The organism is Streptomyces sp. LMG1-1-1.1 (assembly GCF_040815545.1).
In the GTDB taxonomy this organism is placed as follows: domain Bacteria; phylum Actinomycetota; class Actinomycetes; order Streptomycetales; family Streptomycetaceae; genus Streptomyces.
On sequence record NZ_JBFPNH010000087.1, the window covers coordinates 150,268 to 166,282 of the forward strand.

13 protein-coding genes are annotated in these 16,015 nt (G+C 72.8%); 5 read left to right on the forward strand and 8 right to left on the reverse strand.

Going from position 1 to position 16,015, the window contains the following annotated elements; all coding sequences use genetic code 11:
* Positions 1-126 precede the first annotated feature (126 nt).
* The 4 genes from whiA to uvrC are packed head-to-tail and all read right to left on the reverse strand — an operon-like array spanning position 127 to position 5,103.
* The gene (gene whiA / locus MRBLMG1_RS35735) at positions 127-1,116 is read right to left on the reverse strand and encodes a DNA-binding protein WhiA (RefSeq protein ID WP_017238652.1); all 990 of its coding nucleotides are present in this window, start codon (positions 1,114-1,116) and stop codon (positions 127-129) included.
* Positions 1,107-2,135, reverse strand: coding sequence for a gluconeogenesis factor YvcK family protein (locus MRBLMG1_RS35740; protein WP_367828322.1), 1,029 nt, complete (start codon positions 2,133-2,135; stop codon positions 1,107-1,109). Before MRBLMG1_RS35740 ends, whiA begins: the two co-directional genes overlap by 10 nt.
* The gene (rapZ, locus tag MRBLMG1_RS35745; protein WP_017238654.1) at positions 2,132-3,109 is read right to left on the reverse strand and encodes an RNase adapter RapZ; all 978 of its coding nucleotides are present in this window, start codon (positions 3,107-3,109) and stop codon (positions 2,132-2,134) included. The genes MRBLMG1_RS35740 and rapZ overlap by 4 nt, the downstream gene beginning before the upstream one ends.
* Complete coding sequence (uvrC, locus tag MRBLMG1_RS35750) at positions 3,106-5,103, reverse strand: excinuclease ABC subunit UvrC (RefSeq protein WP_367828323.1); 1,998 nt, start codon at positions 5,101-5,103, stop codon at positions 3,106-3,108. The genes rapZ and uvrC overlap by 4 nt, the downstream gene beginning before the upstream one ends.
* 73 nt (positions 5,104-5,176) lie before the next feature.
* On the opposite strand from uvrC, the gene MRBLMG1_RS35755 reads away from it, so the two are divergent.
* Positions 5,177-5,926: an SDR family NAD(P)-dependent oxidoreductase gene (locus MRBLMG1_RS35755; RefSeq protein WP_367828324.1), complete on the forward strand. Its 750-nt coding sequence runs from the start codon at positions 5,177-5,179 to the stop codon at positions 5,924-5,926.
* 726 nt (positions 5,927-6,652) lie between these two features.
* Here MRBLMG1_RS35755 and MRBLMG1_RS35760 read toward each other — a convergent pair.
* A complete protein-coding gene (locus tag MRBLMG1_RS35760; protein WP_367828325.1) occupies positions 6,653-7,435 on the reverse strand; it encodes a hypothetical protein in 783 nt (260 codons plus the stop codon).
* Complete coding sequence (locus MRBLMG1_RS35765) at positions 7,432-8,019, reverse strand: papain-like cysteine protease family protein (protein WP_367828326.1); 588 nt, start codon at positions 8,017-8,019, stop codon at positions 7,432-7,434. The genes MRBLMG1_RS35760 and MRBLMG1_RS35765 overlap by 4 nt, the downstream gene beginning before the upstream one ends.
* Positions 8,020-8,255: 236 nt before the next feature.
* On the opposite strand from MRBLMG1_RS35765, the gene MRBLMG1_RS35770 reads away from it, so the two are divergent.
* Positions 8,256-9,185 (forward strand): hypothetical protein, encoded by a 930-nt coding sequence (locus tag MRBLMG1_RS35770; RefSeq protein ID WP_367828327.1) that lies wholly within the window; start codon positions 8,256-8,258, stop codon positions 9,183-9,185.
* Positions 9,186-9,194: 9 nt separating this feature from the next.
* On the opposite strand, the gene MRBLMG1_RS35775 is transcribed toward MRBLMG1_RS35770, so the two are convergent.
* Together MRBLMG1_RS35775 and uvrA are read right to left on the reverse strand one after the other, a co-directional pair.
* Complete coding sequence (locus MRBLMG1_RS35775; RefSeq protein WP_367828328.1) at positions 9,195-9,629, reverse strand: Rieske (2Fe-2S) protein; 435 nt, start codon at positions 9,627-9,629, stop codon at positions 9,195-9,197.
* A 195-nt stretch (positions 9,630-9,824) separates the two neighbouring features.
* Positions 9,825-12,929 carry an excinuclease ABC subunit UvrA gene (gene uvrA / locus MRBLMG1_RS35780; protein WP_367828329.1) on the reverse strand — a complete coding sequence of 1,035 codons (3,105 nt, stop codon included), beginning with the start codon at positions 12,927-12,929 and terminating at the stop codon, positions 9,825-9,827.
* Positions 12,930-13,134: 205 nt separating this feature from the next.
* Here uvrA and MRBLMG1_RS35785 point away from each other — a divergent pair, with 205 nt between their 5' ends.
* From MRBLMG1_RS35785 to MRBLMG1_RS35795, 3 genes are all read left to right on the forward strand, one after another.
* A complete protein-coding gene (locus MRBLMG1_RS35785; protein WP_367828330.1) occupies positions 13,135-13,818 on the forward strand; it encodes a maleylpyruvate isomerase family mycothiol-dependent enzyme in 684 nt (227 codons plus the stop codon).
* A 35-nt stretch (positions 13,819-13,853) separates the two neighbouring features.
* The gene (locus tag MRBLMG1_RS35790; RefSeq protein ID WP_367828331.1) at positions 13,854-14,510 is read left to right on the forward strand and encodes an MBL fold metallo-hydrolase; all 657 of its coding nucleotides are present in this window, start codon (positions 13,854-13,856) and stop codon (positions 14,508-14,510) included.
* 153 nt (positions 14,511-14,663) lie between these two features.
* A complete protein-coding gene (locus MRBLMG1_RS35795; RefSeq protein WP_367828399.1) occupies positions 14,664-15,950 on the forward strand; it encodes an MFS transporter in 1,287 nt (428 codons plus the stop codon).
* Positions 15,951-16,015 lie beyond the last annotated feature (65 nt).

The window sequence follows — 16,015 nt, forward strand, 5'->3', positions numbered from 1 at the left end:
AGCTGCCGGTGCCTCAGAAAGGCACCGGCAGCACGGAGTTCACCGTTCCGTACGGACGACGGCTCCGGTCAGCCGACCAGGCTGCCGTCGGCTCCGGTCAGCCGACCAGGCTGCCGTCGGATCCGGTCAGCCGACCAGGCTGTCGTCGAGCTCCTCGGTCAGGTTGGACTCGGTCCCGGGAATGCCCAGGTCCTGCGCCCGCTTGTCGGCCATCGCGAGCAGCCTGCGGATCCGGCCGGCCACCGCGTCCTTCGTCAGCGGCGGGTCGGCGAGCGCGCCCAGCTCCTCCAGGGAGGCCTGCTTGTGCTCCATGCGGAGCCGGCCGGCCGCGGCCAGGTGCTCGGGCACCTCCTCCGCGAGGATCTCCAGCGCGCGCTGCACCCGGGCACCCGCGGCGACCGCCGCGCGGGCCGAACGGCGCAGGTTGGCGTCGTCGAAGTTGGCCAGGCGGTTGGCGGTGGCACGGACCTCGCGCCGCATCCGCCGCTCCTCCCAGGCGAGCACCGACTCGTGCGCGCCGAGCCGGGTCAGCAGGGCGCCGATCGCGTCGCCGTCGCGGACGACGACCCGGTCCACCCCCCGCACCTCGCGGGCCTTCGCCGCGATCGAGAGCCGGCGCGCCGCCCCGACCAGGGCGAGAGCCGCCTCGGGCCCCGGGCAGGTGACCTCCAGGGAGGAGGACCGGCCCGGCTCCGTCAGCGAGCCGTGTGCCAGGAAGGCACCCCGCCAGGCCGCCTCCGCGTCACAGGTGGCACCGGAGACCACCTGCGGCGGGAGGCCCCGGATGGGGCGGCCCCGGCCGTCCACGAGACCCGTCTGGCGGGCCAGCTGGTCGCCGCCGGCCACCACCCGCACCACGAAGCGCGAGCCGCGCCGCAGCCCGCCGGGGGCCATCACGATCAGCTCGGAGCTGTGCCCGAAGATCTCCAGGATGTCCCGCTTGAGGCGGCGGGCCGCCATCGCCGTGTCCAGCTCCGCCTCGATCACGATGCGGCCGCTCACCAGGTGCAGCCCGCCCGCGAACCGCAGGATCGACGAGACCTCTGCCTTCCTGCAGCAGGTCCGGGTGACGGGAAGCCGGGAGATCTCGTCCTTCACCGCTGCCGTCATCGCCATGGGCCGATCCTTCCATGCATCCGAAAAATACGGTCGTACGCGGCGGCCAACAGCTCCGGGTCATGCTTCGCGGAGCCGTCGGGCCCGGCCACCGGCGCCAGCTCGACCGCGGCGCCGAGCCGCTTGGCGGCATCGGCGAGGGACTCGCGGTCGGGCACGGCCGCCTCGTCGGCGAGCACCACGTCCAGGGCGAGTTTAGGGGCGTGTCGTCCCAAAACCTCCAAATGACGCTGCGGGGAGAAGCCCTCTGTTTCTCCGGGCTGCGGCGCGAGGTTCAGCGAGAGCACCTTTCGGGCCTTCGTCTCGACCAGGGCGTCGAGGAGTTCCGGGACGAGGAGGTGCGGGATCACGGACGAGAACCAGGAGCCCGGGCCCAGTACGACCCAGTCCGCGTCGAGCACCGCGGCGACCGCCTCGGGCACGGCGGGCGGGTCGTTCGGCACCAGGTGCACGGACTGCACCTCGCCCGGGGTGAGCGCCACCGTCGCCTGCCCGGCCACGGTGTCCACGTCGTCCGGCCGCGCCGGATCGTGGCCCTTGACCAGGGCCTGGAGCTCCAGGGGCACGGCGGACATGGGCAGCACCCGGCCCTGGGCGCCGAGCAGCCGTCCCACCAGGTCCAGGGCCTGGACGGGGTCGCCGAGCTGCTCCCAGAGGGCGACGATCAGCAGGTTGCCGACGGCGTGGCCGTTGATCTCGCCCTTGGACTGGAAGCGGTGCTGGATCACCCGGGCCCAGGTCTGGCCCCAGTCGTCGTCCCCGCAGAGCGCGGCGAGCGCCTTGCGCAGATCGCCCGGCGGCAGCACGCCGAGCTCCTCCCGGAGCCGGCCGCTGGAGCCCCCGTCGTCGGCGACGGTCACGACGGCGGTGAGGTCGTCGCCGGTGATCCGGCGGAGCGCGGCGAGGGACGCCGACAGCCCCATGCCGCCGCCCAGCGCGACGACCTTGGGCGGGGTGCCGCGCCTGCGGAGCGTACGCCGCACCGCGAGGGTGGACGTACGCCGGCGGTACGGCTTCACTCGCGCCCCATGTCCCGGTGGACGACGACGGTCTCGACCCCTTCGGCCGCCAGGCGGGCGGCGAGCCGCTCGGCGGTGGCCACGGAGCGGTGCTTGCCGCCGGTGCAGCCCACGGCGACGGTGACGTACCGCTTGCCCTCGCGGCGGTAGCCCGCGGCGATCAGCTGGAGCAGCTCCGTGTAGCGGTCGAGGAACTCCTTGGCGCCGGGCTGGTTGTAGACGTAGTTCGACACCTCCTCGTTGAGGCCGGTGAAGGGGCGCAGCTCGGGGACCCAGTGCGGGTTCGGCAGGAAGCGCATGTCGACGACGAGGTCGGCGTCGACCGGCAGGCCGTACTTGAAGCCGAAGGACATCACGGTGGCCCGCAGCTCGGGCTCCTCGTCGCCCGCGAACTGGGCGTCCATCTTGGCGCGCAGCTCGTGGACGTTGAGGCTGGAGGTGTCGATCACCAGGTCGGCGTCGCCGCGCAGCTCGCGCAGCAGGTCGCGCTCGGCGGCGATGCCGTCGGTGATGCGGCCGTCACCCTGGAGGGGGTGCGGCCTGCGGACCGACTCGAAGCGCCGGACGAGGGCGTCGTCGGACGACTCCAGGAAGACGATCCGGCGGGTGACCTGCTTGGCGTCGAGGTCGGCGAGGGACTCCCTGAGGTTGTCGAAGAACTGCCGGCCGCGGACGTCCACGACGACGGCGATCCGGGCGACGTTGCCCTGGGAGCGCGCGCCGAGCTCCACCATGGTGGGGATCAGCGCGGGCGGCAGATTGTCCACGACGAACCAGCCGAGGTCCTCCAGGCACTTCGCCGCGGTGGACCGGCCGGCCCCGGACATGCCGGAGATGATCACCAGCTCGGGAATGGCCGCCTCGGCGCCGCTGTCGCCGGGGGTCTCCTTCGTGCCCGTACTCACGTGTCCTGCTCCGTCTTCTCGGTCGTGCTGGTCTTGCGGTTCGTTCCGGTCCTGCTCGTGCGCGGTCATGCCGTGCCGCCCCCGTCGTCTTCCATGATCTCTCCTGTCGCCGTGTTCACGGCGGGTGCGGCCGGGGCCGCCTGGGCGAGGGCCACGACGACCGCCTCCGCGGTCTTCCGGCCCATGCCGGGGACCTCGCAGATCTGCTCGATTGTCGCCTGTCGGAGCCGCTTCACCGAGCCGAAATGCTTGATCAACGCCTGTTTCCGGGTGTCGCCGAGCCCCGCGACCGCGTCGAGTGGGCTGGTCCGGATGCGTTTCGTCCGCTTGGACCGCTGGTAGCGGATGGCGAAGTCGTGAGCCGTGTCACGCACCCGCTGGAGCAGATAGAGGCCCTCGCTGGACCGCGGCAGCACCACCGGGTCGTCGTCACCGGGCAGCCACACCTCCTCCAGGCGCTTGGCCAGCCCGCACACCGCGATGTCGTCGATTCCCAGCTCGTCGAGGGCGCGGCGGGCCGCGGCGACCTGCGGCTGCCCGCCGTCGACCACGACGAGCTGCGGCGGGTACGCGAAGCGCTTCGGCCGCCCGTCGTCCTCGGCCGGCACCTCCCCGCCGGCCGGCGCCTCGCCGTCACCGGCCGGACCCCACTCCCCCGTCCGGTCCTTCTCGGCGAGGTAGCGCTTGAAGCGGCGGCCGATCACCTCGTGCATGGACCGGACGTCGTCCTGGCCCTCGAAGCCCTTGATCTGGAAGCGCCGGTACTCGCTCTTGCGGGGCAGCCCGTCCTCGAAGACCACCATCGAGGCCACCACGTCCTCGCCCTGCAGGTGCGAGATGTCGAAGCACTCGATCCGCAGCGGCGCCGAGTCCAGGTCCAGGGCCTCGGCGATCTCCTCCAGGGCCCGGGAGCGCGTGGTCAGGTCGCTCGCGCGCTTCGTCTTGTGCAGCACCAGCGCCTGCTGGGCGTTGCGCGCGACCGTCTCCATCAGGTCCTTCTTGTCGCCGCGCTGCGGGATCCGCAGCGAGACGTTGGACCCGCGGCGGCCCGACAGCCACGCGGTCACCGCCGCCGCGTCCTCGGGCAGCGCCGGGACCAGGACCTCCTTGGGGACCGTCTCGCCGCTCTCCTCGCCGTACAGCTGCTGGAGCGCGTGCTCCACCAGGCCCGCCGTGTCGACGGCCTCCACCTTGTCGGTCACCCAGCCGCGCTGGCCGCGGACGCGTCCTCCGCGGACGTGGAAGATCTGGACGGCGGCCTCCAGCTCGTCCTCCGCCAGGGCGATCAGGTCGGCGTCCGTGGCGTCGGCGAGGACGACGGCGCTCTTCTCCATGGCCCGGCGCAGCGCCTCTATGTCGTCCCGCAGCCGCGCGGCCTTCTCGTACTCCATGTCCTCGGCCGCGATCGTCATCTGCTTCTCGAGCCGCCGGATGTACGTGCCGGTCCGGCCGGCCATGAAGTCGCAGAACTCCTCGGCCAGTTCACGGTGCTCCTCGGGCGTCACCCGCCCGACGCACGGTGCCGCGCACTTCCCGATGTAGCCCAGCAGACACGGCCGTCCCGCCGACGCGGCGTTCCGGAAGACACCGGCCGAACACGTGCGGACCGGGAACACCCGCAGCATCAGGTCGACCGTCTCGCGGATCGCCCACGCGTGCCCGTACGGCCCGAAGTACCGCACGCCCTTCTTCTTCTGGCCGCGCATCACCTGGACCCGCGGGAACTCCTCGTTCAGCGTCACCGCGAGGTACGGGTAGCTCTTGTCGTCCCGGTACTTCACGTTGAACCGCGGGTCGAACTCCTTGATCCAGGTGTACTCCAGCTGGAGCGCCTCGACCTCGGTCGACACCACCGTCCACTCCACGGACGCGGCCGTCGTCACCATCGTCGCCGTCCGCGGATGCAGGCTCGTCAGCGGCTGGAAGTAGTTCGCCAGGCGCTGGCGCAACGACTTCGCCTTGCCCACGTAGATCACCCTGCGGTGCTCGTCGCGGAACTTGTAGACCCCAGGCTCGTCGGGGATCTCACCCGGCTTGGGGCGGTAGCTGGAGGGGTCTGCCATACCCCCCACCCTACTGTCGCCCACCGACACTCCGGCCGGGCGCGCTCGTTGGCGAAGCATGGCGAATCATGGTGTGGAAACGGCTCGGGGACGGCTCGCGGACGGGGTGTGCGTGATCACGGGCGCGGCGAGCGGCATCGGGCGGGCGACGGCAGAACGCTTCCTCCGCGAAGGGGCCCGCGTGGTGGCCGCCGACCGCGACGCGGAGCGCCTCGCGACCCTGGCGGGAGTCGTCCCCGTGACCGGCGACGTCTCCCGCCCGGACGACGCCCGGCGCATGATCACCACCGCCGTCGACCGCTTCGGCCGGCTCGACGTCCTCGTCGCCAACGCCGGCGTCATCCCCCTGCTCTCCATCACCGAGGCCGAGGCGTCCGACTTCGACGAGGTAATGGCCGTCGACGGCCGCGGCATGTTCCTGACCTGCAAATACGCGATCGAAGCCATGCTCGTCTCGGGCGGCGGCGCCATCGTCTGCACCTCGTCCATCTCCGGCGTGGCCGGACAGGCCCGGCAGGCCGTCTACGGCCCCGCGAAGTTCGTCGCCTCCGGACTGACCAAACACCTCGCCGTGGAATGGGCGGAGCACGGAATCCGGGTGAACGCCGTTGCCCCCGGGACCATCGAGACCGAACGGGTCGCCGCCGCGCGCCACGAACCCGGCGGGCCCGAGTACCTCGCCGAGGCCCTCCGCGCGCATCCCATGGCGCGGTTCGGCACGCCCGGCGAGGTCGCTTCCGCCATCCTCTTCCTCGCCTCCGACGAAGCCTCCTTCATCACCGGCGCCATCCTCCCCGTAGACGGCGGCTACCTCGCCCACTAACCCCCTGGGCCCGCACCCACGCGCCCTGAACCTCCGGGCGTGCCCGCGCCGCTTGGACCGCCTTCGCGGCCTGAGCCTCCGGGCGTGCCCGCGCCGCCTGGACCGTCGCGCGAGCCCTCGCGGCCCGGTCCTCCGGGCGTGCCCTCGGGGCCTGGGCCTCCGGGCGCGCCCTCGGGGCCTGGGCCTCCGGGCGTCCCCGCGCCTCGTGCGGGTGGCCGCGCCGTCCGCCCGGCCCACCCCCGTGTGGGCAATCGTCCCGCCGGGGCGGGACGGGTGGGCACACGGGACGGCGCCCTCGGCGGCGCCTCGCCCCCCTGCACCTACCCGCACCCATAGCTCGCCGCCCACCCGGTGCGGGATCAGGCGCGGAAGCCTAGGCCCGGCAAGGGGCGCCGTTCCGTTGTGCCCACCCGTTCCGCCCCAGCGGAACGATTGCCCACAACGAGGGGGGGCGCCGTCCGTTGTGCCCACGGCGAGGGGGGCCGGGGTGGGTGGGAACCGCCTCGGCGGAACGAGTACCCACAGTGGGGGTGGGCAGGGCACGTCGTCCGCTGTGCCCCGCAACGGGGGTGGCGGAGTTGGGCCCGCAACTGGGGGTGGCGGCGTGCGTCCTGTGGGCGGGGGCGTCGGCCGTTGGGTCCGCAGCGGGGTGGGCCGGAGTGGGCGGCGGCCTGGTGCGTGCCCGCGTCCGGGGCCGGGGAGGGCGGCGGGGCGGGCACGGCGGGGTCAGGGGTGGCGGCGGCGCCGGCGGAGGGTGGCGGTGAGGGCGACGGCGAGGAGGGCGGTGGCGCCGACGGCGGTGGAGGCCGGGGAGAGGGTGGGTTCGGCGGCGGAGGGTTGGGGGGTGGGGGTGGGGGCGTAGCCGCCGGCGGCGCCCTTGTGCGCGTAGGGGGAGCCGGGGAGCTTGTCGGCGTAGGCGCGGACGACGCGGTCGCGATAGGCGGCGAGGGTGGTGCCGCCGCGGCCGACGGCTCGTATCGCGTCCTCGTCGAGAGGGAGGACCTTGGTGCCCTTGTGGACGTACCACGCGTCGATCTGAGGCTCGCGGAAGACGACGCCGCCGGGCAGGACGCGGCCGCCCTGTTCGGCGTAGCGGATCTCGTCGTCGCCGGTGGCGATGTTGACGACCTGCCAGCCGTCCGGCCGGTGGACGGTCCAGAGGGAGGCTTTGCTGCCGTCGGAGGCGACGGCGCGGCTGGCGCGGAACTCGACGCGGGCGACGGGGGCGCCGGGCTTTCCGGCGACGAAGTCGGGGGAGAGGATGCGGACGGGTACGGACGGGCCGTCGACGCGCGGGGCGACGGCGGTGCGGGCGAGGGCGCCGTCCCGGGCGAAGAAGCGGGACAGGGTGTCGAGGGTGCCGGGCGCGGCGGCGGCCTGTTCGGCGGTCGCCGCGGGCGGCGGGCCGTCGGCCGCGGCGGCCGGGAGGGTGCCGAGCGCGACGAGGGCGGTGAGGGCGGCGGCGGTGAGGAGGCCGGTGGCCGTGGCACGTGCGGTCATCGTCGTCACGCCCCGATCCGGTAGAGGGAGTGGGTCCAGGAGAACGAGCTGTTGTCGACGTACCAGGCGTGCGAGGCCCAGTTGTACCGGTCGCTGGAGGGCCAGGGGTCGCCCCAGTAGACCCAGCTGCCGGAGTCGTCGTACCCGTAGAGCACGTGCATGTGGCCGCCGCCGCTCGACCACTGGATCCGGGTCTCGACGGGCCGGTTCGCGTTGATCTCGGTCTGGACGGTGGAGTAGCGCAGCCAGCCGTCGACGTACGAGCCGGGGTTGATGCCGGCCCAGTCGAGCCCGGTCTGGACGTTGCCGAGCGTGGCCTGCCAGTTGGGGCAGTCGTAGCCCTGCTGGCGGTTGAAGGCGGCGTTGCAGAACTGGTTCTGGCTGTAGCCGCGGCCGAACCAGGTGGCGATGGTGTTGCCGCTCGCGGCCCAGCACCAGTTGGTCTTCTGCTGGGCCTGCATGGTGATGTTCAGCCTCTTGGAGGCGAGGGCGGTGACGTCCTCACCGGTGGGCGCGGCGGAGGCGGAGGTGGTGGGGACGAGGAAGAGGGCGGCTGCGGCCAGTGCCGCGAGGGACAGTCTTCTGCTGCGCATCGCGTTCCTCCCATGGCGGGGGTGTGGGGATGTGGGGAGTGGAGGAGCGCGTCCGGACGCTGGTCAGGAGCATGTTCCGTTGTCCGGAGCGGGTCAACACGCTTCAATGCGGGGTGACATCGGACTGTGAACGGTGTGACCCGGGTGTGAACGGACGCCCTCGGCCCACCTGCCCGCCCACCCCACGCGGCGCGACGGTCCGCATCCCCGTCGTGAACGTTCACTGAGGAGTCCTCGTGAGCCACACCGAGGCCGATCTGGTGCAGCTGCTGCACACCGGCCCCTTCCATCTGGCGCTGCGCACGGCCTTCGCCGTGCGCGGCCTTCCGCTCCAGCGGGTCCAGCACCATCTCGCGCACCGGGGCGTCAAGGTCGGGGTGACGAGTCTGAGCTACTGGCAGCAGGGGGCCCGCCGCCCGCAGCGGCCGGAGTCCCTGAAGGCCGTGCGCGCCCTGGAGGAGGTGCTCCAGCTGCCGGGGAACTCGCTCCTGCGGCTTCTGACGGAGGACGCGGCGGCCCGGTCCGAGGTGGAGCGCCCGGCGGCCCGCTCGTACCGCTCGCTGGTGGAGGCGTCCGGCGCGGTCGAGGAGCTGCTCGCGGGCCTCGACGTGCCGACGGACGGTGGGCTGCACACGGTGGGGCACCACGAGCGGGTACGGATCGGGGCGGGGCGGGAGCTGCTCGGGCGGGAGTCGCAGCACGTGGTGCGGGCGCACCGGAACGGCATCGACCGCTACCTCGCCATCCACCACGGCGATCCGGGCTGCGACCCGTCCCGGGTGGCCGTGCGGGCGGTGGAGAACTGCCGCACCGGCCGGGTGCGGTGGCATGCCGCGACGGGCGTCCTGGTCGCGGAGCTGCTCTTCGACGCGCGGCTGCGCGCCGGGGACACGTATCTCTTCTCGTACGGCTTCGAGGACGGTACGGCGGGGGCGAGCGGGGAGTACGTGCGCGGGTTCAGCTTCGCGGGCGGGCAGTACGTGCTCCAGGTCCGCTTCGACGAGGCCGCGCTCCCGGCGCGCTGCCGGAGGTTCGCGCAGGCCTCCGCGGGGGCGCCGCGCGGAGGCCGTGCGGAGCTGACCCTGAGTGGCCGGCACCGCACGGTGCACCTCGTGGAGCAGGGCGTACGCCCGGGGATCCTGGGAATCGACTGGGACTGGGCGTGAGCCCCCGGCTCAGGCCTTGGAGGCCTCGGGGCCGGCGACCAGGGTGCCGTCCTCGACGCGGATGGGGACCTCGGGCAGCGGGACGGTGGCCGGGCCGCGGACCGCCTTGCCGGTCGTGACGTCGAAGCGGCTGCCGTGGCAGGGGCAGTTGCCTTCGTTCTCCTCGACCTTGTCGAGGACGCAGCCGGCGTGGGTGCACTGGGCGCTGAACGCCTTGTACTGGCCCTTGGCCGGGCAGCTCACCACGAGGCGCTGTTCGCGGTAGAGCTTGGATCCGCCGACGGGGACCTCGTCCGGGGCGCCGAGCCGGACCGGCGCGGTCGGGGTCGGGACCTCGGCGTGGCCGAGCTTCGACTCGGTGGAGCAGGCGGCGACTCCCAGCCCGGCGGCACCGGCGAGGGCCGCGCCCTTCAGTACGGTGCGGCGGCTGGACTGGCCGGACATGAGCGCTCCACGGTGAGATCGGGGACAACACACCCCGAGGGGTGACCCGACCGACGATACCGGCGCCCTCCGGCGGCCCTGCGCCCGCCCCTGAACCGGCCGGCGGACCGCCGGCCGCGGGGAGGTACGGGGCAGGTACCGGGCAGGCATGGGGCGGGTGCGGCAGGGCCCCCGGGTGGGGGCCCTGCCGTGACGTCACGCCTTGCGGGCCCGGGTGGTCGCCTTCTTGGCGGTGGCCTTGGTGGCCGTCGCCTTGGTGGCCGTCGCCTTCGTGGCCGTCGCCTTCGTGGCCGTCGCCTTCGTGGCCGTCGCCTTCGTGGCCGTGGCCTTGGTGGCCGTAGCCTTCGTGGCCGTCTTCTTGGCCGGGGCGGCGGTCTTCTTGGCGGGGGCCTTCTTAGCCGCCGTCTTCTTCGCACCGCGTGCCGCGGGGACGGTCACGCCGGCGTCGCTGATCCGGTCGGCGCCGAGGATCTCGCGGAGGAACTTGCCGGTGTGGCTCGCCGGGACGGAGGCGACCTCCTCCGGCGTGCCCTCGGCGATCACCAGGCCGCCGCCGCTGCCGCCTTCGGGGCCCATGTCGATGACCCAGTCCGCGGTCTTGATGACGTCGAGGTTGTGCTCGATGACGATCACCGAGTTCCCCTTGTCGACCAGGTTGGACAGGACCTTGATCAGCTTCGAGATGTCCTCGAAGTGCAGACCGGTGGTCGGCTCGTCCAGGACGTAGACCGTGCGGCCCGTCGAGCGCTTCTGGAGCTCGGAGGCGAGCTTGACGCGCTGCGCCTCGCCGCCGGAGAGCGTCGGCGCGGACTGGCCGAGCCGGACGTATCCGAGGCCGACCTCGTTGAGCGTGCGCAGGTGCCGGGCGATGGTCGGGACGGCCTCGAAGAAGTCGAGGGCCTCCTCGATCGGCATGTCCAGGACCTCGGCGATGGACTTGCCCTTGTAGTGGACCTCCAGGGTCTCCCGGTTGTACCGGTCGCCGTGGCAGACCTCGCACGGGACGTAGACGTCCGGGAGGAAGTTCATCTCGATCTTGATGGTGCCGTCGCCGGAGCAGTTCTCGCAGCGGCCGCCCTTGACGTTGAAGGAGAAGCGGCCGGGCAGGTAGCCCCGGACCTTGGCCTCCATCGTCTCGGCGAAGAGCCTGCGGACGTGGTCGAAGACGCCGGTGTACGTCGCCGGGTTCGACCGCGGCGTGCGGCCGATCGGGGACTGGTCGACGTGCACGACCTTGTCGACGAGGTCGTCGCCGTCCACGCGCGTGTGGCGGCCGGGCACCGACTTGGCGCCGTTCAGCTCGCGCGCCAGGTGGGTGTAGAGGATGTCGTTGACCAGGGTCGACTTGCCGGAGCCGGAGACTCCGGTGACGGCGCTGAGGACGCCGAGCGGGAAGGCGACGTCGATGTCCCGCAGGTTGTTCTCGCGGGCCCCGTGCACGGTGAGCCGGCGCCCGGGGTCCACGGGCCGGCGGACGTCCGGGGTGGCGATGGCCCGGCGGCCGGACAGGTACTGCCCGGTCATCGACTCCTCGTTGGCGAGGAGCTCCTTCAGGGAGCCGGAGTGGACGACCTTGCCGCCGTGCTCGCCGGCGCCGGGGCCGATGTCGACGACCCAGTCCGCGACCTTGATGGTGTCCTCGTCGTGCTCGACGACGATGAGCGTGTTGCCCATGTCGCGGAGCCGGACCAGGGTCTCGATGAGCCGGTGGTTGTCTCGCTGGTGGAGGCCGATGGACGGCTCGTCGAGCACGTAGAGCACGCCGACCAGGCCGGAGCCGATCTGGGTGGCGAGCCGGATGCGCTGGGCCTCGCCGCCGGAGAGGGTGCCCGCGGCCCGGTTGAGCGAGAGGTAGTCGAGGCCGACGTCGACGAGGAAGCGCAGCCGCTCGTTGACCTCCTTGAGGACCCGCTCGGCGATCTTCTTGTCACGGGCGTTGAGCTTGAGCCGGGCGAGGAACTCGGCGCAGTCGCTGATGGACATCGCGGCGACCTCGGCGATGGACCGGTCCATGACCGTGACCGCGAGGACGATCGGCTTGAGGCGGCTGCCCTCGCAGGTGGGGCAGGGCACCTCGCGCATGTAGCCCTCGAAGCGCTCGCGGCTGGAGTCGCTCTCGGCCTCGGTGTGGCGCCGCTTGACGAAGGAGACGGCGCCCTCGAAGGCGGGGGTGGTGTAGGCGCGCTCGCGCCCGTACCGGTTGCGGTAGCGGACCTCGACCTGGGTCTTGTGGCCGTACATCAGGGCCTTCTTGGCGCGCTGCGGCAGTCCCGCGTACGGGATGTCCGTGCGGAAGCCGAGGGCCTGGGAGAGTCCGCCGATGAGCCGGCCGAAGTACTCCTTGGTGTGGCCGTGCGACCAGGGGTGGATGGCGCCCTCGTCGAGGGACTTGTCCTCGTCGGGGACGACCAGCTCGGGGTCGACCTCCATACGGGTGCCGATGCCGGTGCAGTCGGGGCAGGCGCCGAAGGGCGAGTTGAAGGAGAAGGAGCGCGGCTCCAGCTCCTCGAAGGACAGGTCGTCGTACGGGCAGTAGAGGTGCTCCGAGTACATCCGCTCGCGCTCGGGGTCGTCCTCGGCGAGGTCGACGAAGTCGAGCACGACCATGCCGCCGGAGAGCCCGAGCGCGGTCTCGACCGAGTCGGTGAGCCGGCGCTTGGCGCTGTCCTTCACGGTGAGGCGGTCGACGACCACCTCGATCGTGTGCTTCTCCTGCTTCTTCAGCGTCGGCGGCTCGCTGAGCTGCACGGTCACGCCGTCGACCCGGGCGCGGCTGTAGCCCTTGGTCTGGAGGTCGGCGAAGAGGTCGACGAACTCGCCCTTCCGCTCGCGCACGAGCGGCGAGAGGACCTGGAAGCGGCTGCCCTCGGGCAGCTCGAGGACCTTGTCGACGATGGCCTGCGGCGACTGGCGGGAGATCGGGCGGCGGCACTCGGGACAGTGCGGCTTGCCGATGCGGGCGAAGAGCAGCCGGAGGTAGTCGTAGACCTCCGTGATGGTGCCGACCGTCGAGCGCGGGTTGCGCGAGGTCGACTTCTGGTCGATGGAGACGGCGGGCGACAGACCTTCGATGAAGTCGACGTCCGGCTTGTCCATCTGGCCGAGGAACTGCCGGGCGTACGAGGAGAGCGACTCGACGTACCGGCGCTGCCCCTCGGCGAAGATCGTGTCGAACGCGAGGGAGGACTTGCCCGATCCCGAAAGCCCGGTGAAGACGATCAGGGAGTCACGCGGGAGGTCGAGCGAGACGTTCTTGAGGTTGTGCTCGCGAGCGCCACGAACGATGAGACGGTCGGCCACGCCGGTCCGCACCTTTCTTCAGAGAGCGGATGTGCCTGACACACCCAACAACCAAGGATGCCGGATGCTTCCATCGAGCCTATAGCACGCACATTCGATTTCCGGCCGCGCGCAGACCGCTTCACCCGAACGAGTGGCGGCGCAGGAGGTCGGGACCCTTCCCCGATCTGGCCCGACCGCCACGGCACCCCCTAGGGTCGGCGCCATGATCGATCACGAACTCGACCTTGCCTCCGTACGCGAAGCGACCGACCGGCTGCTGACGGCGGTCGCCTCCTGGGACAACGCGGCGACGGCCGAGCCGTCACGGCTTCCCGGCTGGACGCGCGGCCACGTCCTCGCCCACCTCTCCCGCAACGCCGACGCTCTGGTCAACGTCCTCCAGGGTCGGCCGATGTACGCGGACGGCAAGACCAGGGACGCCGACATCGAGCGCGACTCCGGCCGCCCGCTCGACGTCCAGCTCGCCGACCTGCGCGAGTCCGCCGACCGCTTCCAGGCCGTCGCCGCCGAGCCGGCCGACTGGGCCCGCACGGTCGAGCTCCGCAACGGCGTCACGGACAGCGCCTCCCGGATCCCCTTCCGCCGCTGGGTGGAGGTCGCCCTGCACCACGTCGACCTGGGCGTCGGCTACGAGCTCGAGGACCTGCCCGAGGAGTTCGTCCAGCGCGAGATCGACTTCCTCACCGAGCGCTTCGCCGGACTGGAGAGCCTCCCGGCGACCGTCCTGTGGGCGGCCGACGGGCGGGGCTGGACGACCGGCGGCACCTCGGGCGGCGTCGCCGTCATGGGCCCGGCCACCGAGATGCTCGGCTGGCTCGCCGGGCGCCGCGACGGCTCGGCCCTCACCACCAAGGGCGGCCCCCTGCCGGAGCTCCCCCCGCTGTAGCCGCCGCCGTCACTCCCCGGGGCTAGTCTGAGCCCATGACGTACAGCGGAGTGGTGAAGGTCGGCGGACCTGCGGACGTGCACGAGCTGACGGACCTGATGATCTCGAAGGTCGCGGTCGGCCCGATGGACAACAACGCGTATCTGCTGCGCTGCCGGGCCACCGGCGAGCAGCTGCTCATCGACGCGGCGAACGACGCGGACACGCTCCTCACGCTGATCGGTGACGACGGCATCACCGCCGTCGTCACCACCCACCGACACGGCGACCACTGGCAGGCGCTCGCCGACGTCGTCGCGGCGACCGGCGCCCGTACGTACGCGGGCGCGTACGACGCGGAGGGCATCCCGGTCGCGACCGACGTGCCCGTCGAGGACGGGGACGCGATCCGGGTGGGCCGGGTCGAGCTGACCGCCCGCCGCCTGGTCGGTCACACCCCGGGCTCGATCGCCCTGGTCTACGACGACCCGCACGGCCACCCCCACGTCTTCACCGGCGACTGCCTGTTCCCCGGCGGGGTGGGCAACACCTGGAAGGACCCGGGGGCCTTCGCGAGCCTCATCCAGGACGTGGAGACCAAGCTCTTCGGCGTCCTGCCGGACGAGTCCTGGGTCTACCCGGGCCACGGCAAGGACACCACGCTCGGTGACGAGCGCCCGCACCTCGCGGAGTGGCGCGAGCGCGGCTGGTGACGCCCGGCGCGCGGCCCCGGAGCTGCGCGCCTCCGCACGCCCCCGTAACCCGGGCGGCGGCGGGGTAGTTGGCGCGACATGCCCCACAGTCACCCTCAGTCGCCGCCCGCCTCCCCCGCCGTCCCGGACGCGGCGGCGTCCCCGCCCCCTTCGATGGGGCGGGTCGCCGCGGCCTCGCTCGTCGGCACCGCCATCGAGTTCTTCGACTTCTTCGTCTACGGGACGGCGGCTGCCCTCGTCCTGGGACCGCTGTTCTTCCCGACCTTCTCCCCGCTCGCCGGGACCCTGGCCGCCTTCGGCACCTTCGCCGCCGGCTTCCTGGCCCGGCCGCTGGGCTCGGTCCTCTTCGGCCACGTCGGCGACCGGTACGGGCGGCGGCCGGTCCTCTTCGCCTCGCTGCTCCTGACCGGCTGCGCCACGGTCGCGGTCGGCTGCGTCCCCACGTACGCGACGCTCGGCATCGCCGCCCCCGTGCTGCTGCTCCTCCTCCGCTTCCTCCAGGGCCTGGGGCTCGGCGGCGAGTGGGGCGGGGCCGTGCTGCTGACCGCCGAGCACGCCCCGGAGCACCGGCGCGCGCTGTGGTCGAGCTTCCCGCAGGTCGGTCCGGCGATCGGCTTCCTGCTCGCGAACGGGGTGATGCTGGCGCTCACGGCCGGGCTGAGCGAGGCGGAGTTCCGCGCCTGGGGCTGGCGGGTGCCGTTCTGGGCGGCCGGGGTGCTCGCGGCGGCCGGACTGCTGCTGCGCTCGTCGCTGGCCGAGACCCCGCAGTTCGAGGAGCTGTCCGCGTCGGGGCGGCGCGCGGGCGCCCCGCTGGTCGAGGTGGCGCGCGACCACTGGCGCCTGGTGCTGCTGACGGCGGGGGCGCTCGCGGTCGGGTACGCGGTCTTCTACACGGTCTCCACCTGGGCGCTGGCCTACGGCACCGAGCGGCTCGGGGTGAGCAGCACGGTGATGCTGACCTGCGTGATGGCGGCGGTGGCGGTCAAGGGCGCGGCCACCCCGTTCGTGGCGCTGCTCGCCGACCGCTGGGGCCGCCGGCCGCTGTGCCTGGCGGGGTGCGCGGCGTCGGCACTGTGGATGTTCCCGATGGTGGCGCTGCTGCACACCGCGCAGCCGCTCCTGATGTTCCTCGGGTTCCTGGGTTCGCTGCTGGCCTTCATCACGATGTTCGCGGTGGTCGCCGCGTATCTGCCGGAGCTGTACGAGCCCCGGGTCCGCTGTACGGGCGCGGCCGTCGGCTACAACCTCGCCGGCGTCCTCGGCGGGGCCCTCACGCCCCTCGTCGCCACGGCCCTCTCGGACGGCGACTCCGGCCCGCCCTGGGGTGTGGCGGCGTATCTGACGCTGGTGGCCCTCGTCAGTCTGGGCTGCTTCGCCCTGCTGCCGGAGACCCTGCCGGGGCGGTCGCGCCCGGAGGCGGAGGAGGTCGCGCCCGCCTGACGCGAGAACGGCGACGGCCGGCCCCGGGACGATGTCCCCGGGGCCGGCCGTCGCCGTGTGTGCCG